General features: G+C 34.8%; 16 protein-coding genes. 3 read left to right on the plus strand and 13 right to left on the minus strand.

From position 1 onward, the window contains the following. Window positions 1–39: 39 nt before the first annotated feature. From CC90_RS0110845 to CC90_RS23110, 12 genes are all read right to left on the minus strand, one after another. On the minus strand, window positions 40–1,827 hold the full coding sequence (locus CC90_RS0110845) for a carbamoyltransferase family protein (RefSeq protein WP_031390793.1): 1,788 nt from the start codon (window positions 1,825–1,827) through the stop codon (window positions 40–42). Window positions 1,828–1,885: 58 nt separating this feature from the next. After that, window positions 1,886–2,674, minus strand: coding sequence for a nitrilase-related carbon-nitrogen hydrolase (locus CC90_RS0110850; RefSeq protein ID WP_031390794.1), 789 nt, complete (start codon window positions 2,672–2,674; stop codon window positions 1,886–1,888). 174 nt (window positions 2,675–2,848) lie between these two features. Continuing rightward, a complete protein-coding gene (locus CC90_RS0110855; RefSeq protein ID WP_031390795.1) occupies window positions 2,849–4,165 on the minus strand; it encodes a sensor histidine kinase in 1,317 nt (438 codons plus the stop codon). 16 nt (window positions 4,166–4,181) lie between these two features. Next, on the minus strand, window positions 4,182–4,922 hold the full coding sequence (locus CC90_RS0110860; RefSeq protein ID WP_031390796.1) for a LytR/AlgR family response regulator transcription factor: 741 nt from the start codon (window positions 4,920–4,922) through the stop codon (window positions 4,182–4,184). 501 nt (window positions 4,923–5,423) lie between these two features. After that, window positions 5,424–5,570, minus strand: a complete 147-nt coding sequence (locus tag CC90_RS23730) for a hypothetical protein (protein WP_165919312.1) — start codon at window positions 5,568–5,570, stop codon at window positions 5,424–5,426. Between the two features lie 156 nt (window positions 5,571–5,726). Next, window positions 5,727–7,325 (minus strand): recombinase family protein, encoded by a 1,599-nt coding sequence (locus CC90_RS0110870; protein ID WP_165919314.1) that lies wholly within the window; start codon window positions 7,323–7,325, stop codon window positions 5,727–5,729. After that, on the minus strand, window positions 7,309–8,964 hold the full coding sequence (locus CC90_RS0110875; protein WP_165919315.1) for a recombinase family protein: 1,656 nt from the start codon (window positions 8,962–8,964) through the stop codon (window positions 7,309–7,311). Before CC90_RS0110875 ends, CC90_RS0110870 begins: the two co-directional genes overlap by 17 nt. 24 nt (window positions 8,965–8,988) lie before the next feature. After that, the gene (locus CC90_RS0110880) at window positions 8,989–10,644 is read right to left on the minus strand and encodes a recombinase family protein (protein ID WP_031390799.1); all 1,656 of its coding nucleotides are present in this window, start codon (window positions 10,642–10,644) and stop codon (window positions 8,989–8,991) included. Between the two features lie 121 nt (window positions 10,645–10,765). Further along, a complete protein-coding gene (locus CC90_RS0110885; protein ID WP_031390800.1) occupies window positions 10,766–11,056 on the minus strand; it encodes a DUF6870 family protein in 291 nt (96 codons plus the stop codon). A gap of 210 nt (window positions 11,057–11,266) precedes the next feature. Then, window positions 11,267–13,591 carry an ATP-dependent DNA helicase gene (locus CC90_RS0110895; protein ID WP_165919316.1) on the minus strand — a complete coding sequence of 775 codons (2,325 nt, stop codon included), beginning with the start codon at window positions 13,589–13,591 and terminating at the stop codon, window positions 11,267–11,269. Between the two features lie 525 nt (window positions 13,592–14,116). Beyond that, the gene (locus CC90_RS0110900) at window positions 14,117–14,563 is read right to left on the minus strand and encodes an RNA polymerase sigma factor (RefSeq protein ID WP_031390802.1); all 447 of its coding nucleotides are present in this window, start codon (window positions 14,561–14,563) and stop codon (window positions 14,117–14,119) included. Window positions 14,564–15,738: 1,175 nt separating this feature from the next. Continuing rightward, window positions 15,739–16,404: a hypothetical protein gene (locus CC90_RS23110; protein ID WP_051869400.1), complete on the minus strand. Its 666-nt coding sequence runs from the start codon at window positions 16,402–16,404 to the stop codon at window positions 15,739–15,741. A gap of 295 nt (window positions 16,405–16,699) precedes the next feature. Between CC90_RS23110 and CC90_RS0110915 the strand changes: the two genes are divergently transcribed. Genes CC90_RS0110915 through CC90_RS0110925 form a run of 3 tightly spaced genes read left to right on the plus strand, consistent with a single transcriptional unit; the run spans window position 16,700 to window position 18,533 of the window. Further along, the gene (locus CC90_RS0110915) at window positions 16,700–17,125 is read left to right on the plus strand and encodes a BlaI/MecI/CopY family transcriptional regulator (protein ID WP_031390804.1); all 426 of its coding nucleotides are present in this window, start codon (window positions 16,700–16,702) and stop codon (window positions 17,123–17,125) included. 48 nt (window positions 17,126–17,173) lie between these two features. Continuing rightward, window positions 17,174–18,319, plus strand: a complete 1,146-nt coding sequence (locus tag CC90_RS0110920) for a M56 family metallopeptidase (RefSeq protein ID WP_031390805.1) — start codon at window positions 17,174–17,176, stop codon at window positions 18,317–18,319. Further along, window positions 18,312–18,533 carry a hypothetical protein gene (locus CC90_RS0110925; RefSeq protein WP_031390806.1) on the plus strand — a complete coding sequence of 74 codons (222 nt, stop codon included), beginning with the start codon at window positions 18,312–18,314 and terminating at the stop codon, window positions 18,531–18,533. The genes CC90_RS0110920 and CC90_RS0110925 overlap by 8 nt, the downstream gene beginning before the upstream one ends. A gap of 314 nt (window positions 18,534–18,847) precedes the next feature. Here the strand turns inward: CC90_RS0110925 and CC90_RS0110930 are convergent. After that, window positions 18,848–19,072, minus strand: a 225-nt coding sequence (locus CC90_RS0110930) for a helix-turn-helix domain-containing protein (RefSeq protein WP_031390807.1), incomplete at its 5' end; no start/stop codon positions are given.

Below are 19,072 nucleotides of genomic sequence, written 5' to 3' on the forward strand. Positions count from 1 at the left end.
TGGCCTGTGCATGTTATTCACCTTCCCCTTTCACTTTATTTATAGCAACGTATAAACCATACTGTTTACATTTGATTTTTTGATTTTTTCGCGTCCTGCAAAATATAACCATATTTCAGGAATATCTTCTTTGAGCAATATATAGTCTTCCAAAACAAGCACATCCATCTTCGATCTTATAAAGCATTTAATTGCATCAATAGGAGAACAGACAATAGGTTCTCCCCTCATGTTAAAAGAAGTATTTAAAACAAGAGGGCATCCTGTTTTCTCATCAAATTTTTGAATCAATCTGGCATATCTGCCGTTATCCTCTTCCGTAACTGTCTGCAGACGGCCGGAACCATCTACGTGTGTTATCGCCGGTAATTCCAAATCCGACGTAACTTGGCAGGTCTCCAGCATATATGGAGACTCATAATCTATGCTGAAATGTTCCTGAACCTTGTGGCTTAATACGGAAGGAGCGAAAGGGCGAAAGCTTTCCCGCAGCTTAACCATGCCGTTAATTCTGTCTCGCATATCCTCTTTTCTGGGATCCGCTATTATGGATCTTGCGCCCAATGCTCTTGGCCCAAATTCCATTCTTCCATGAAACCAACCGATTACATTCCCGTCGACCAGCTTATCACTGACATAATCAAGCATCTCCGCCTCCTTACTTCTGAAATCCAGATAATTAACAGATGCTTCATCCAAGATATTAAGTATATAATCTGAGGAATATTCCGGTCCGAGATATGCATTTTTAAGAGGCTGTATGTGTCCGCCGAATAATTTTTTGTAAATATATGCTGCTGCACCGATAGCTCCTCCCGCATCACCTGCCGCCGGCTGTACAAAAACATTCTTAAACGGACCATCCTTATGAAGTTTACCTACCGCCACACAATTAAGAGCTACTCCTCCTGCCAGACAGAGATTATTGCTCGGATGCTTTTTATAAATATACATGGCTTTTTCAAATAAAAGTTCTTCAATAACCACCTGAATACTTTTTGCCATATCCATATGGAATTGCAAAAGCTTGCTTTCGGGCGTCCGCCCTTTATATCCGAATAATTCTTCCATTTTTTCCGAGTACATGGCATCATCTGTAACATAGGAGAAATACTCATCTTTTAATTTGAAACTGCCATCACGATGTTCTTCGATTATCTGATAAATTTTATCTACCTGATTTGCCTCGCCATATGGCGCAAGCCCCATTACTTTATACTCACCATCATTTACTTCAAATCCAAGATAAGACGTGATTGCGCTATATAGAAGACCTATGGAATCCGGAAAATCTACACTTTCAAATATATTAATATCATCCCTGTCCGCATAACCATATGTCATGCACTGCCACTCTCCTACGCCATCCACTGTCAGAATATCCGCGTCCTCATATCCTGAAAAATAAAATGAACTGGCACCGTGTGAAAGATGATGTTTTATAAAATGTATATCTCCCTGATATCCCAATTTCTCATTGATTTCTCTTTCAAATTTTTTAGAATCGAGTAATATTCCCGCAATTCCCCTCATTCTTTCACTGGAATTATTTTTTTGAAGCCCCATCCATATTTGTCTTGAAATCTTATCATATGGTTCTTCATAATATGCTAAAGCATCAACATCCTGCACATCCACCCCTGCTGCTTCCAGACAATATCTAAAAGCATTTACCGGCGCCGAAGAATCATGTTTGATTCTTGTAAACCTTTCTTCCTGCGCCGAGGCAACTAACTCCCCGTTTTTGATGATACAGCACGATGCATCATGATATCCAAATGAAACCCCTATAATCACATTTTCCTTTTTATCTGGTTTTGTACTCATTTTTATCTCCTCTCATAAGATATTCTTTCACTTTACGCTTCCAGCCCCGCATTATTTATTATGTGATTTTCTCACTTAACAACCGACAGTATAAATCGTTCCTTCTGTCCCGTTTTATCGGAAATTTGTCTCTGTACACAGAAACATCGTCCTGTATTTCATAAATGAATACTCCATCACCGGACGACAAACATGTAAGAGCCTGTCCATCGGGCCCGAAAATTACGCTGTCTCCCGAATACACAGTATTATTCTGTATCCCTATACAATTAACACCTATCATATATACTTGGTTTTCAATAGCCCTGGCTCTCAGTAAGGTCAGCCAATGTTCCCGCCTCTCCTTTGGCCAGTTTGCCGGAACCACAATAAAATGAGCAGAATTTGAAGCATACTGGAACAGTTCCGGGAAACGTAAATCATAGCAAATAAATGTGGCCAAAAAAATATCATTAACTTTTCCTACTTTTATATGTTCGCCGCCAATATAATATAAATTTTCATTGGAATAAGAAAAAGGATGTATTTTTACATAATCATGAACAATTTCACCTTCCGGACTCATGATTGAATAATGATTCTCTCCCTTGCTGTCGTGCTTTCCTACCCAACCGAAGCCCACATTAATTTGATAATTTTCCGCATAACTTCTAACACTGTCAAAAATAACTTTTTTGTACTCATATACCTTGTTTACATTCATAGAAAACCCGGTAAAACTCATTTCAGGAAAAAGAGCAAGTTCTGCCTCTTCTCTTTTTGCTTTTAGCAATAATTGTTCTGCATTCTTTAGGTTTTCTTCTATCTTTTCAAATTCTATATTTAATTGGCATAATGCTATTTTCATATATATACCCTCGTTTGTATGCCTTGTCCTTTTGGGTATTTTACATTTATCTATATTATTCGACAATGGAGTTGGCGGTTTTTGTAATTTGAGAGGTTATTTTTGCATAAAAAAGGATATATATGCTTGCATTACGCATATATATCCATTCCAGTTTACTTTTATAATATCTGTTTACTTTATAGGCAAGACTAATATTGCCGTAAATATATCTCCTTCAACAAAACATTCTAAATATCCGTTATACTTCCCGGCAGTATTTTGTACACTTTGAATACCGATTCCATGAATCTCTTTTTCTTTTTTAGTAGAAACAAAACCACCTTTACTCCTAATAATTTCTCCCGCAAAATTGTTGGTTATTTTTACTACACAAAAGCCTCCTTCATTTTGCATAAAAATGCGGGTTCTAACATAATGTTCTTTCTCCCCTTGCTGTGCCGCCACAATTGCATTGTCCAATAAATTTCCTAGCATAGTTATCAAATCCGCATCAGAAACAATATCCGCAAGAGCCCCCGGCTCAACATATATATCAAAGAGAACTCCCACCTTATTTGCCTGGGACTCTTTCTCATTTAAAATAGCATTCATAACATGATTTTCACTATATATATTCATTGTATTATTCTCCAATTCTACATGTAATTCTCGAAGAATATCCAATATGCTTGCATTTTCATTTTTTCTTGCAAGTTCTCCTATCGTCTTTAAATAATGACTTGTATTATGAATAAATTCCTTGTACTTTTCATTGATTTCCTGTATTTGATTATAATAGCTTAAATCTGCATCCTGTCTGATTATTATCAACTCTTGTCTCATACTTAAAGACATTTCTTCTGAATATCGGTTAAATGCATAGAATATCAGAATGTTTCCAAGTAACATGAGAGCAAAACATGCTGACATAATAACTTTCATCAACGGCCGCTCACTAAAATCTATGCTCGAATAATAAGTAAGCAGCATAATACATAAACTTGCTATAGGAACACATAAGTACATTATAAATATTTTGTTATCCATACGATTTCTGGACTTATTGGAAAACTGCTTTATTATAACGACCAAAATATATGTCAACAGTTTCATGGCAAGCACCTGCCAGGGAATTTCCGATAAGCTAATTATACTCGTCTGTTCTAAAAAATAAGACGGTATCTCCAACAATACAACAAATAAAAACTCACAACCCAAAAATATCGAAAATAAAATAATATAATATACCAGCCTATTACCAATACCAGCAGAAAACAAAAGACTGGCATATATCCAAAACAGTATTAATGCACCAAACAAATTCGCATATGCATTTACCATCAAATTAAGCCCAAACAGAGAACCTGCAATTATAAGACTTAAAAAAACAACTTTTCCATATTTCTTAAAAGCTTCTCTCCGCTCAAAAAAATTATCAAAAAAATCAAAAAGTATATAAACTTCTATAATACAACTTAACAATAAAACGGCTTTATCCAAATATTCCATATCATCCTCATATATCTCAATATTTTTTAGCCATACTTTTAGCTAATTCCATTCTCAGTTCCTTCTCTTTTGAACGGGCAATCGATAAGATTGTACCATCGGTCAACTCCAGTTCCGTTATTGTTTTTCTCTTGATATATCTCAAATTCACAATATAACTGTTGTGAGCATATGCAAAGCCGTAATCTTTTAACACGCAATATAATTCGTCAACTCGTTCTTTACATGTTATACTGCTTTCAAAATCATATTTTTTAATATTAGGACAAATATATATACTGCTGCCATTTTTGGCAATCGCTATATATAATATTTCCTGCGGTTTTAATTTTACAGTGTTATAATACCAGTTCCCAACAATATACGGTTCCTCTTTCCGCTCTTTCATCTCTTTTATAATTATTCTCATTTCCTGATTTATGCGGGCATCCGTATAGCTTTTCAACAAATAGCGAAATGGAGCCGATTCAAAACATTCCACTGTAGGCCGGCACACACCTGAACAAAACACTAAAATTGATGTAGGAAAACTTTTTCTGAATTGCTTAGCTGTCTCATTTCCATCTAATTGTCTCATCTGCATATCCAGTATCAGTAAATCGACATTTTCTTGTGCTGTACATCCTTCTATTAGTTCCTCTCCTGAATAATATTCATGGAAAAAAACCTCATTTTCATTCAACTCACAATTTAAAATCATCCTTTTCACATACTGCACAAACCTCTTATCGTCATCGCAAATTGCTACATGGTACATAGGTATCCCCCTCCCTATAAACTCTCTCCATATTTATGTATTTGTGACCATATAGCAAATATTTTAATTGATATATTCTTTTATGTCTATAATTTTGTTTATTTTGTCGATATATGCAACAATTTTCCTTCAATTATGAGATTATTTTCCCGAATTCTTATGTGAGATTTCTCTGAACTCCAAAATCTCAAATAACTTTTACCTATTTTTATTATATTAACACAACTTTTTGTTGTTGAAAACGCTTTTATGTCATAAAGACTAAGAAAATATTCTCTTTTCTCAAAATTATAGATATTTATTCCTTTAACTTGTCCACTCAAGGATTGCCGCTACTGAGATATATGCAGAGGTAACCGTTTCTCGAAAAAAGCCAGCCTTAACAAATTTTAATGCAAGAAATCTTATGATTATATAATTGCTTAAAGTCAACTGATTTAATTCGGGCGACTTTACTTCTATAAATTTATAATTTTAGAAAGTATTGTCTATAGTTCTTTTTCAAATCGGCAAACTATCCGCCAAACAAAGCGCCCCATACCCCACCCTCGCATTCGGATAAATCGCCTCTCCCCGTAACGGTCTTGCACCTCTCCTCAAATAAGCCCGCACCTTCTCCCCGTAAAGATACGGATCATTTCCTTTCACAATCCCCCCTGCTGTCAAGTAATTGCTACGAAGTTTTTGAACACTTTTTGTTCTTTTTTGAGTCAATTTTCCTAAAAACACATGGTTTCGTGTTGTATTATTGTCACTTTTCCACTATTTTTATTATATTATTGCTTCCTTCACTAATGAATCGTGTTACATTATTGTCACGTCTTTTTGCTCGTCATATCCCTGTTCGCAGAACGTCCAATGGATATCGATACTTTTTTCCTTGTCAATATCTATCCTGTCTATAAATATATCTGCTATATCTTTTGTAAGTATTGTAATACCCGCATAGTTCAAGTATTTCTCATAATCTTTAGAATTAGTTTCCAGCAGAACGGCACAAATTTCCTTTTGCTTTTCTATTTCTTTCAAAATAGTCTGTTTATTGCAAATCTGCTGTTCCAATTGTCGGCGGTATGCCATATACTCTTCCTTCGTATACTTTCCCATATGGTAGTTTTCCAATGCTAAAGCCTTGACCGTTATCAGCTCAGAAATCTCCGCATCAATTTCTTTGGCTTCTCTCTCGTTTCTCTCAAGTACCTTCTTCTGTGTCTTAAAAACTTCTCTTTTTGTCTCTTCCATATTTACCAGTTCTATAATCTGTTTTCGAATTTCCTGCAACACGACTTCTTCCAAAATCTCATTGCTAATACTGTCAGCAATACATTCATTGTCACTGTTCAGTTTTTGATTCTGACAATAATAAAATAGCTTACCACCTGCAAGTTTCATCACTTGTAAATTTCGTTTACAATATCCACAGTATACTTTTCCTTTCAATGCATATAAGATCGGCTGCCGCTCTACCTTTCTTCTATTCAAGAAGTTTTCCTGTACCTCATAAAATATAGATTTGTCAATGATAGGTACATGATGATTTTTAAATACCTTCCATTCTTCTCTTGGCTTTATGATTCTACGAGTTCCTCCTACCTCTTCTTGCATCCATTTGTTATAAACCATATTTCCAATATAACTTTCATCTAATAATATGGTTCTTACGGTCCCTGGTTGCCAATATTTACGCTCTTGCTGCAATTCTTTTCGATTCTGCTTCTTTCTCAAATTTTTATATTCTAGTGGTGTAAGTATATTATCATCATTTAATTTTTTGCAAATTTGGGTTAGATTTCTTCCCGTTAAAGCCAGTTCGAATATATGCCGGATTACTTCCGCTTCTTTTGGTACAATTATCAATTCATTGGAATTACTTTCGTTCTTCTTGTACCCAAAAGGAGTGTTTCCAGTTGCATACTTTCCCTGATTTTTTCTTTCCAACACCGCACTTCTCGTCTTCTCAGAAACATCTTTACAATAAAAATCTGCCATCAGACTTTTAAAACCGATATCAATATCTGCCGTCTTTCCCACATAATCTTTACTGTCATAGTGATCCATAATGGAGATAAATCGGATACCCATAAACGGAAAAATCTGCTCCATATAAGTTCCCAGTTCAATATAGTCTCTCGAAAATCTTGACAGATCTTTTACAATCACGCACCTTACTTCGTTCATCCTTATTTTTTCAAGCAAAGCTTGCATCCCCGGCCTGTTCATTGTTGTCCCGGAAATGCCATCATCGTAAAACTCACAGTATTCATGGTCGGAAAACTCTCTGTGCTCTGAAAGATATCTTTTAATCAACAGTCTTTGATTGGTAATGCTATTGCTTTCCACCTTAATATCATCATCTTCTACGGAAAGGCGGTAGTAACCCGCAATCTTATCTTTCGGCATCATATCCACCTCCATTGCTAAAACAGAACATAATATCAAGATTTCCATCCGGCGAAACAATTATTTTTTCAACTAACGCTTCTACTAAGTGAATATTTAACTTTTTACATCTTTTTGCACTTTGGAGAGAACGCAAATATTTATTCTCTTCCTCCGCCCTTAATTCACTTTTTCGTATCTTCCGTTTTAATTCCTCCAGCCTTTTTTCACAGAACTTTTCATATTCTACCTTATTCTCTATAAAACTAAGATACTCTTGCCGATTGATACAATCTTCTTTATATTTCATATACATAGTACCAGCCTGAGTAATAAGCTTTTGCTTCTCCTGTGTGATTTTTCGCTGTTCTTCACGATAGCCATCTGTTTTCCTCACACATTCCAAGCAGTTCATAGTTGTTAATTTCTTGGCCGTAAATCCCTGTTTATTCAGTGTCTTCTTAATCTGTTCTGATACAAATTTTTCAATCTGTTCTTCCCTGATATAATTTCTCGAACACTTTCTTTCATCAATATAATAAGCGCTCTTGCAGTAATAAGCATAACTTTTCTTTCCATCAATCCTACTTTGATAAGAAACTGCTTTCATTTTTTTTCCACAGTTTTTGCAATATAGGATATTGCAGAAAATATTCTCTTCTTGAAATGTACTTTTTTCATCCCAATTTTTCTTACTTTTGTTCAAACCCGCATTTACCTTTTCAAACAACTCTAATTCTACAATCGGTTCATGACAACTTTCTACGGTAATCCACTCTTTTTCCGTTGTCTGTCTGATTCCTTTCTGTCCTTCCACCAGCATTGACTTACTCCGGCATTGTACCAGTCTTCCACAATATACCGGATTAGATAATACTCCTCTAATAACGCTTGGATTCCACTGATGCAGCACCTCACCACTTTTGCAGTAAACATGCCCATATTTATTGCAGTCGCTGATTCTATGTATCTTTTTTTCATAAAGAGATGATACCATCTCTTTAAAAGATGCTCCATCCTCATAGTTTTGAAATAAATAACGAACAATTTCAGCACTTTGAGGATTAATCACTAACTTTCGTATCCCATTTATTTTTGATACACCATATCCAAAAGGGGCAAAGCTTCCTATATATCCACCACTTTCTGCAGCTATTCTCCTGGATGCTGTTACCCTTATTGAAATATCTTTTGCATACATATCGTTTGCTAGATTTTTAATATTCATTACCATTTTTCTTCTTGAAACATCTTCTGACATGGAATCAAAATCATCAGCAACAGCAATAAACCTAACTCCCAAGAACGGGAAAATTTTTTCTATATAATTACCTGTCTCCAAATAATCTCTTCCAAATCTTGATAAATCTTTTACAATAATGCAATCCACTACATGGTTTCTAACATCATTCATTAACCGCTTAAATCCTGCCCTTTCAAAGGATGTTCCGGAAGTACCACGGTCAATATAAACATCATATATTACCATCTCCTGCCTTCTCCCAGCCCTACTATTCAAATCATCAATATATTGTCTAACAATTTCTATTTGGTTTTCAATAGATTCTGATTTTCTATCATTGTGGTCCACTGACAAGCGGCTATATATTCCAACAGAATATGTTATAATTGAAGTTCCCTTTATTCTTACTGGTTCCTCCATATATCTTTTCGCTGTCCTTGCCATTTAAATCACCTCCTGTAAAGAGGTCTTTTCGTGACATATTTCCTGCATAACAGATAATTTATCCATTTCATTTGCAAAACGAAACTCTATTTCCAGCCTTTTGTCCTCATAAACATAAATTTTACTTACTGTTGTTATCAAAAGTTCTCTGCAAAGTTCAGGTAATTCTAATGTTTCCTTTATTTTTTCAATTTGTGACTTTGCCATAATTCCATTTTGAAACATATCTTTTATAACTTTTTTCTGTGCCGCAATTACGTTTTCCAGTTCCATACATTTGCTTTCATATAAATTATGAAATTCATCAAATTCCTTCTTATTAATGAGCCCTTCTTTTAAATCAAGAAACAGGATACTCTTTAAATTATAGTATCTATTGTATTCTGCACGTAATGCCGCTATCTGTGAATCATACTCTACAACCTGTTCATAATTCACATTTAAACGTTCAAGGTAACTTGAAACTTCTGAATAAGATACCATTATTTCCAAATGCTTTTTTATTTCTTTGAATATAATCCGCTTTAATCGTTCTTCTTCTATACTATGGCGGCTACATCCTAAAGACTTATTTTTTGTCTGACAAATATAATAAACATTCTTTTTTCCTTTATATTTATTTATTCTCTTTATCATTGGAGCCTTGCAGTCCGCACATATTAGAACTCCACTAAATAGGTTACTCATATCCGTATTTTGGGAAGCTCTTCCATCATATTTTAACAAGTCCTGAACCATCCAAAACTCCATATCTGAGACAATGGCCTCATGGGTGTTCTTAACACATATCCACTCTTCCTGAGATTTATCAATCCTTTTCTTTATCTTATAATTTATCTTTTCTTGTTTCCCTTGAACCATATCTCCTATATAAACCTGATTTACCAAGATACGCTTCACTGATGTTGCCGCCCATTTAGCGGTAGATGCCCCTTCAAATCCTGTATAATACCTCACTCCAATTGATTTCTTATACTCCATTGGAGACAAAACTCCAGTTACATTTAACTTATCTGCAATTGTCCCCATGCTCATTCCAGCAATTTTCCAAGCAAATATTTTTCTAACGATATCTGACGCATACTCATCTACGATCAAACGATTCTTATCATTTGGATTCTTTTGATATCCATAGGCAGTAAATGCACTGATACATTTTCCCTCTATACGTTTCATCTTCTGCTGGGACTTTACTTTTATTGATATATCTCTGCAATAACTGTCATTTACAAAATTTTTAACAGGAAGTATCAAACCTTTGTCAGTCCTATCCGCATATAAACTGTCATAGTTATCCGTAATCGCAATAAAGCGTACATTTAAAGCCGGGAAGGTTTTTTGAATAAACCGCCCGGCTTCTATATAATCTCGTCCAAATCTCGATAAATCTTTTACCAGCACACAGTTCACCTTGCCTGCATGAATATCTTCCATCATCCTTCCGAACTCCGGTCTATCAAAATTCGCTCCAGAGTAACCATCGTCAATATAAATGTCAAATATACGCAGTTCTTCATGATCTTGAATATATGACCTCAACAAATCACGCTGGCTGCTGATACTATTACTTTCTATCTTATTCCTGCCATCAATGTCTGTATCATCTTTAGAAAGACGCAGATAAAGGGCAGTATCATAAATATCTATTTTGCTCATTTGCATCACTCCTGACTTTTTATTCGCTACTAAGAAGCCACACAAACATTGTGCTAAAGTCAGGATTCCGCTTTCAATCCTGACTTTAGATTAACATAACTTTTTTATCTTGTCGAGCCTTTTAATACTTCAATTCTGCAATTTGTTTCATATAATATTTCATAGCATCCGTTGCCGAATAGTCGTTTTGACTGAAGTGTACTCTTACAACATAATCTTCATTCAAGTGGGTAGACAAATCTCCTTTTGCAATAGATACAAACTCTTCTAACTTATCCTTAATAGATTTTTCTTTATCAATATTTATTTCATCAATATCCCATAAATCATCTCTGTTTATTTCCATCATATTATTTTTCGGAATCTTGCCGCTAATAATGCTCATATTCTGTGGTTCTTCTATAGTCAGCAATTTTTTCGTCCTCCTTCCTCTCTTTACATTATGCTGAATACAGATTGTCCTATGCCGTATCATGGCTCATTTATTCATGCCCTTATCGGCCATTCCATAATTCCTCGCTATCTTTCATACATCTCCCTGCATTTCTGAAAGACAAATATAATAAAGTAAAAATAATCAGTAGGATGGCCGTTCCCACACCTGCCATTATCAAAATCACTTTCATTCTTTCACTTCCTCCCCATAAAAGTAATCTTCCGCTTTATTCCTTATAATAAAACCTGTCACCTCTTCTACTCGGTCAGTAACTGGCATAGCTGGTATCGTATCCAATATTTCTCTCCGGTATCTTCCTTTTAGGGATGCCCTGCTATCCAAAATTGAAAATACTGCGGTGTCATTCTCCCTGCGGATGCCCCGTCCAAACCACTGGCGGAGTTTAATCAGCATCTCTGGGATAATGACTTCCTTCCTATATAAACCAAAACTTTCTTTCTCACCATAGGTGGTCTCATACTGCGTCTTTTGATACTCCATGACCGGATCTGGCACTGGAAAGGGCAGTTTGACCACAATCAAGGATGAAAGGATATCTCCCGCAAGATCAATTCCTTCTCCAGCACTATCACTGGCAAACAAAACCCCATTCCCACTCCTCCTGAAATTTCCAATAATATCAAGCCTGCCCCTTCCCATGAGGAACAGCGGATAATCAGATAGTTCGTCTTTCAGTCCATAATAAATACGCTCCATAAGCCAGTAAGAAGTAAACAGAATTAGTGTATGCCCATGTGTTGCACGGACAATCTTACTGATTTCCTCCATAACAGCCTTTATGTAATTTTCCTCTCTGATATTCGGAAAAGGCATCCGTTCCGGAATATATAAAAGTCCATTTTTATGATAATCAAAGGGGGACGGTTTGCTTGTCTCCACGATCCTTCCCGCTGAAACATATTGGATTCCTGTATTCTTTTTGAAGTGGGTAAAATCTCCGCGGACCGACATGGTGCCGGAAGTAATAATTGCTGGCATGTGCCTGCTCCATATATCCTGAAATAACATGCGTTCCAGCTCCATAGGTATCGCACAAAGGGCAAGATTACCGTTATTCCCTTTTTCCATCCAACATATAAAATGATTGCTATTTAAAAAGACGGTGAGCTTGTCCGTCAATCTTTGGCACTGTCTGCGGATAGAACGTTCCCTCTGTCCCGTACCACCATTTTCCCGGCAAAGCAGTGGTAACTGTTCCATCCCGTTAATCATTTGCTTCAGATAAAAGCGTTCCATCATACCTAACTTTATTTCCACCCGGCTTTCTTCCCTCGTATGTCTTCCACTTAGTCCCCCTGCCATTCGTTCAAATATCCGGCGGTTCCAGTTTTCCAACTGACTACACAGCAATACCAGCTTTTCTGCTCTCTTTTCATCAAGTAAGGAATAACTTTCATGTATCTTTAACATCCGAAGGATCTGTTCCATTTCCTGCTCTTCCCACTCCGTACTATACATCTGCCTGGCAACATCCACTAATTTATGTGATTCATCAAATACAATCGCACCATAGTCTGGAAATAATGCCTTTCGTCCCTGTTTTCTACCGATCATTTCTGCTAATATGTAGTTATGGTTGGTAATCTGAAAATCATATACCCCTGAGAGACACTTTTTGCGAAAACGCATAAAGCGGCAAATCGGTGCATACGAACAATTATCTCTGCACTGGAATACGTTAATCCTTCCTTTTACATAAGCTGTCAGCGGAGCATTATCCAAATCCAGTTTCCTTTCTTCTATTCCCTGAAGCTTTTCCAGATCTGCCAACAAGTCTATGTCCCGGTCTCTCTGCATATGCTGAACGGATGCCTCATAAGTTTTTAACCTGGAATCACATACATAATGGCTCTTCCCTTTCCTTATGACGAAAGATAAAGGACGATCTATGATATGATGCTCCAGAAGAATGGCTGATATCTGCGGGATATATTCTTCTGTTAATGCTTTCTGTAAAGCAATCGTTGATGTGGAGATAACTGCTGGTGCTTTCTTTTCTGAAAATAAGTTATGGATCGTTAAAGCCAATATATAAGCATGCGTCTTTCCTGTCCCAACCTCTGCTTCGCATAATGCCAGCTTGTTCTCTTGTAAGGCTTTCAGCATTACAAAAGACAATTCTTTTTGCTTTTCCCGTAGTCTCATCCCATGCTGTGGCAGTATTGTATCAAATAAAAAAGCAAGCAGGTTCTCCGCTCTTAGACTCCCATTTATTATTTCTTTGTCCATATGGCTGATTTCCAGTCCTGCAATGCGTTCTGCAATTTTAGGATACTGCGCCTTATCAATCGGCTGTTTTTTCGTAAACAAATATTTTGAAGTAAAATCATCAATATTTACTGCACGGTAGGACATGCTATCTCCATTCTCTCTTTCCAATAATACGCAATCTCCCACCAGTAAAACAGCATCTTCCTTTTCCTTAAAAATTCCGGCCTCATATAATCTGTTCTTCACATCTGCCGGACAAATCAGTATCATTGTCTCCATTATTTATCGCCTCCTAATGTTCTTGTACTGTCCGAAAGCAGCACATACATAGGTTGGAAGGTATTGCCTGTCTTTTTTCTTTAACAAAAATAATTCCCTCCAGCCCATGGCTTCTGCTGCTTTTCATTTAAAAGTGCATCAGCCATTCTGGCGGTAACCAGACATCATAGAAGCCGCCCCATATTCTTTCTCAAATATGGGTGTACGTTCTCCCGCTGCCTCCTTGAGCGGGCCATAAACATGGAAGTATCATAATTATCCGGCAGGTGTCATCGCATACGCCCCACCACAGGGCGGTACGGTCACGGATAGAGATCGCTTGGAAGTTATACTTCCGCATGGCGTATCCTGACCGGGTGCTTTCCGGTTGCCCGGCCTGCCGTTTTCTGTGCCTGATGCACATTGTGTCTAAAACACAAATCCTATTCAATTGTCAAAGTTCGTTGAATAGGGTTTGTCTGGCATCTGGCAAAGAAAAACCCCTTCACTGACTTTGCCGTCAAGTGAAGGGGGCTGCCGAAAAATTTATAATAAATTTTTCAATTTCTCTAATATTTTATATTTTCTGGACTGTAAAGTAGTTCTGGCAATTCCCTGTTGCTTTGCTAATTCAGCTTCACTGATTTCCTGATAGAACAGAGCATAGATTATAGCTGCTTCTTCCTTTGTCAGCATATGTAACGCTTTATTTAGCCTTTCTATCATGACTGCCCGTACCGCTGCGTCTTCCACAGTTTCTGCATCCTCTGCAAACTGTCTTTCTGCCTCTATGAGCCTTTCATAGGAATCTTCTCTGCTTGGAATTATGATGACTTCTCCGGTTTCTTTATCCACTCTGTTCTGATCTTCTTTCAAATCATGAGTAAAATACTTTTCTTTTCGTTTTCCTTTATAATAAGCATCATATAACTCCTTGCTGACTTCAAAGCTCTGCCCATTTATTCCAACATAATATGTATCTCTTTCTGCCATCTGTGGCACTCTCCTTTCCGGTTTTTGAAGTATTCAAAACCGGAAAAGGTGGTGCTCTGCTCCAAAAGTAAAATATATTACTCGCTAGTTTTTGGTAAAAAGAAAAACCAAATAACCTTTTTGGTTGTTTGGTTTTAGTCTTTTTACATATATATGATGTATGATAATTCTCTATAATATAGTATCTTTGTTTCTGTACAAAAAACAAAAGTGATAGAAAAACTACTTTCACTTTATTAGCAGATATTTTTTCTTTTGTAGAATCCCCCAATTCTTCCTTCGTCTTTTCTCTTTATTCAGTCTTATCTTTTGATTTTAATGATAAACATGATATAATCATATTTAACTGGAACAATATAATATAATTATGATTAATAATCATACTAATTGACAAATTCCATGTATCGTCCAAATTACAATCTCAAAGAGAGCATATTCTTATTTACTTTTCGACAATCTCATTCAAGCACCTTATATATCGGTAAATATACTTTTTCATCCCGATATTTCTAACAACGTGCATACACTGAAAAAGCCTTTGGCTATATATAATTTGATAGTTCCATAATCCCCTCACTTACTTTTATATGATACAGTTTTTCCCAGAACCTGGTAAAGAAAACATAATTTGAAGAACAACACTAGAAAACAATGTCTCCGTGAAAATCAACTAACTTTAAATGTTATTTTTAGAAAGATATAACTTTTACGACTTATTTTAGCCAAACAGATTTTCCCTCTTATCTATTTTCCTTATCTCTTCCATCTCTTTGTTTGACAGATAGAAGTCAAAAATTTTCTTATTATCAATTACTTTATTTCTATGTGAGGACTTGGGGATTACTACATTGCTATTGAAATACATTAACTTTTCATTTATTTCTTCATATGATAATTTGCTCCTACGCATTGGCCCACAATCTTTACTATGCCTATATTGTTTGCCACTTTTTTATATTAAATTCAGACGATATTATATGCGGATACTTGCTAATTATATCTCAATATGTCACTCATAATCTAGCATATACAATCCTCCAAAATTAATTATATTTACAATTTGCATTTATAAAAGCTAGTAAACAAAATTATACCGCCAATCATATTTGAGATTGGCGGTATTTCTATATTGACTATTTGCTTGAGATCAACTCGCAGCATTTAATACTAATATCTTATGAAACAGAACCATTACTATTACAGTAAAATTCTATGAAGCATCCTCTATTATATTCTACTGTACTGCCCTGTGGCTTCCACCAACCTGTTGCCGTCACGCATGCAGTTCTATGTGTATCAGCAAAGTAGTAATCATAACTAATCTGTGACCATAATCCGGCATCTGCACTTGTTGATGTAACTTTTGATACACCTGAGAAAACTTGACGATTTGCACTTGCATTATACTGTGTGGTAAAGGTTCCCGTTACAGAAATCTTATAAGTTTTATTATTTGCTGATATAGAACCAGTCTTTGTCTTTATAGCGGTAGACCGCGGAGAAATTCCTCCTTTAATCGGCTCGGTAGTTTCACTGTCAGAGACAATAAATTCTGCAGCCGCAATTTCTGCAGCAGATGCACTTATTGATGCGCGAAACTCTTCTGGTGTTATCCATTGATCATCCTGAAATTCTTTGGCCGGTATTACCCTCATTGGGATTCCTACCTCTTCGCTAATTTCACTTACAATGGTAAGATACTCCTGATAGTATTCTTCTTTCATTTGAGCACTTGGAGCATTTGATGCAAAAGCTGTTAATGATAATGAAAACAAAGAGATTATTAATATCGATGTTCTTATTGCGTATTTAATTTTCTTAGCTGTATCTTTTAATTTCATAAGTTATCCCCTTTTCTATAAGTGTTATACAATAAAGTTCCGTACATTTTCCTAATTCAATGGATTCACCCCTTTCACATATAATTGACTTAATATTTTTATTATTGTTTTAATAAATTAAATATAGCATATCAGATATGAAAATTAATTACAAGCTAAAAATATAATAAATATCATGTTAATATTCAATATGATTTGACAATATTTTTTTTATAATATATAATTTTAATAACATAAATTTAATAAATAATTTTAATAACATAAATTTAATAAATAATTTAGTATAGGAGTTTTTATGAATGATAATAATTCCATTTATAATTTGACCAAACGTGAAAAAGAAATTATGAATATTCTATGGGATTCTGATAAACCACTTATGGCGGCTGAGATAGCTTGCAAAGGCAAAAACCTGACAATTAATACAGTCAGGGCGGTATTAACTAAATTAAGCAGCATGGACTTAATTCTAGTAACAGGTGTCGAATATAGTGGCACTGTATTAAGTCGCTGTTACCAACCATCTCAGAGTAAGAAAATTTATAATATGCAAAAATTTGTAGATTCTTTTTTAAGTGAAGGTTTATCTACTTCAAACCTTGTTGCTACCTTATTGGAAAAAGAACATGATACAACTAGGTATATGCAAGAACTTGATGAATTGGAGAGATTGGTTAACGAAAAAAAAGAAAAATTAAAAGATAAAAAGACTTGTGATTAAGTTTTTTACTAGTGATAATTAACTGAAAATATAATTAGAGGAAATGCTATGAGCAATATATTTAATACATTATTATTCAACTCTATTGTTGGTACAATTGTACTAATATTTGTTTATTTTATCTTACAAAGATTTCCAGCAATCTTAAGAAAAAGGTATTATTTCCTTCTTATAAGCTTGCTAATCACTGCTTCACATCTTATACTCCCTTTTGATTATCCATTTGTATTCAATATAAAAGTAACTAACGTATTACCGGAAATATATTTATTTCTATATAATCCTATCATTACAATAAATAATTTTACCTTTAGCATATTTCAAGTATTTACAGTTATTTGGATAATTGGTAGTATTTATTGTCTTGGCAAACTGATATGGAATTACTCTTCTTTTACCATAGTAACGCATCATTTAAGAAGCTCAACCGATAAGCATTTATATCAAATATTAGAAAACGTCTTGAGTAATTATAAACATCCTGTATGTTTTCGTTTAGTTACTTCAGAGCATGAATCTACTCCCTTTATATTTGGGATAAAAAATCCTTGTATAGTGATTCCAAATATTCAATTGTCTGATGACGAATGGTATTATGTATTATCACATGAAATTGCACATTATTATCAAAGAGATCTGATAATAAAGTTCCTTTTCGAACTATTTCATGCGATATATTGGTGGAATCCTCTCTTTTATATGATTAAACTGCTCATATCAAATTTGCTTGAAGTAAAAGTAGATATAATAGTAACCAATCATTTAGAAATTGAACAAAAATACTCATATTTACAATGTTTATTAAAAATTGCAAGATTAAAGGAAAGTCAAAAAAACTTTAAATTTGCTGCCACTTTTCAAGCAAATAGTTCTTATTCTATATCAAGAAGAATAAAGGCTATACTTGTTGATGAAGATAGAACATTTAACTTTCATTTACATAATTTTTTAACTTTCACTTTAGTTTTTTGTGTTTTGATTCTGCCTATTTTTATCACGTTTTCTCCATATAGTGTACCTCAAGAAATTGAAAAACAATATTTTTCTAATGGAAATTCTTTTTTTATTGCTCTTCCAAACGGTACATTTGATTTATATGTGGATAATGTTTTCATTAAAAATCTCGATTCTGTTGGATCATTTGAAGATGATATTATAATATACACTCAACCTAAGGAGGCCAAAAATGATTAAGAAAAAAAGCTATCTACTAATTCTACTCTCAATTTTATTAATATTTACAACTGTTCCTGTTAACGCTGCCAACAATATTACTTACAATATAAAAGCAGACGAACGTGCATACCAATATGAATGGCGCTATAAATTTGAAAATGGCTTTGTCTACCGACGCCTTTACAATTGTACAACACAACAATGGGCTGGCAATTGGGAATTAGTTGGATGAATTGAAATAGTGTCTATATCTTTTCCTTAATCGTCACAAATATAGCAGGTATTGGTTGCGTCCATACGCTCAGCAACAAAACAGAGCTCTCCTCTCTATTAAAATTTATTTTTTGTATTATGGAAATTTCCCTGCTTTTTAATTACTGAGCCTTTCATACACAATCTGATACATTTTAGGAAACAGTGATAACTATGTACACACAACTTGATGAAATATAAAAAAATTGCTATGAAATCAAACTGACCTCCAAAAATTAAATTTTAAAATTTAACTTCTGGAGGTCAGTTTAATCTCTTATATATCTTAATATTTTACATAATATTCATTAAATCAAACAACACCTTCTTTTTCTCATCTGATAACTCATTCCATTTCTTAAACAACTTCCACTGTTCCTCTGTTAATTCAATAGGAGTTTTGTCTGCTGAAAAGAACTGAGCCAATGTTATACCAAATGCATTACATATTGCCTCAAGTGTTGGTATAGTTGGCGCATTATTTCTTTTAAAAATATTGGAAATAGTCGATTGAGATAA

Source organism: Kineothrix alysoides (assembly GCF_000732725.1).
GTDB lineage: Bacteria > Bacillota > Clostridia > Lachnospirales > Lachnospiraceae > Kineothrix > Kineothrix alysoides.

Excerpts from the sequence above, each read along its gene's own strand:
- CC90_RS0110880 (WP_031390799.1), bottom strand. The coding sequence starts at position 10,644 with ATGAGCAAAATAGATATTTATGATACTGCCCTTTATCTGCGTCTTTCT.
- CC90_RS0110915 (WP_031390804.1), top strand. The coding sequence starts at position 16,700 with ATGAATGATAATAATTCCATTTATAATTTGACCAAACGTGAAAAAGAA.
- CC90_RS0110895 (WP_165919316.1), bottom strand. The coding sequence starts at position 13,591 with ATGGAGACAATGATACTGATTTGTCCGGCAGATGTGAAGAACAGATTA.
- CC90_RS0110920 (WP_031390805.1), top strand. The coding sequence starts at position 17,174 with ATGAGCAATATATTTAATACATTATTATTCAACTCTATTGTTGGTACA.
- CC90_RS0110870 (WP_165919314.1), bottom strand. The coding sequence starts at position 7,325 with ATGATGCCGAAAGATAAGATTGCGGGTTACTACCGCCTTTCCGTAGAA.
- CC90_RS0110855 (WP_031390795.1), bottom strand. The coding sequence starts at position 4,165 with ATGGAATATTTGGATAAAGCCGTTTTATTGTTAAGTTGTATTATAGAA.
- CC90_RS0110875 (WP_165919315.1), bottom strand. The coding sequence starts at position 8,964 with ATGGAGGAACCAGTAAGAATAAAGGGAACTTCAATTATAACATATTCT.
- CC90_RS0110845 (WP_031390793.1), bottom strand. The coding sequence starts at position 1,827 with ATGAGTACAAAACCAGATAAAAAGGAAAATGTGATTATAGGGGTTTCA.
- CC90_RS0110850 (WP_031390794.1), bottom strand. The coding sequence starts at position 2,674 with ATGAAAATAGCATTATGCCAATTAAATATAGAATTTGAAAAGATAGAA.
- CC90_RS0110860 (WP_031390796.1), bottom strand. The coding sequence starts at position 4,922 with ATGTACCATGTAGCAATTTGCGATGACGATAAGAGGTTTGTGCAGTAT.
- CC90_RS0110925 (WP_031390806.1), top strand. The coding sequence starts at position 18,312 with ATGATTAAGAAAAAAAGCTATCTACTAATTCTACTCTCAATTTTATTA.
- CC90_RS0110900 (WP_031390802.1), bottom strand. The coding sequence starts at position 14,563 with ATGGCAGAAAGAGATACATATTATGTTGGAATAAATGGGCAGAGCTTT.
- CC90_RS23110 (WP_051869400.1), bottom strand. The coding sequence starts at position 16,404 with ATGAAATTAAAAGATACAGCTAAGAAAATTAAATACGCAATAAGAACA.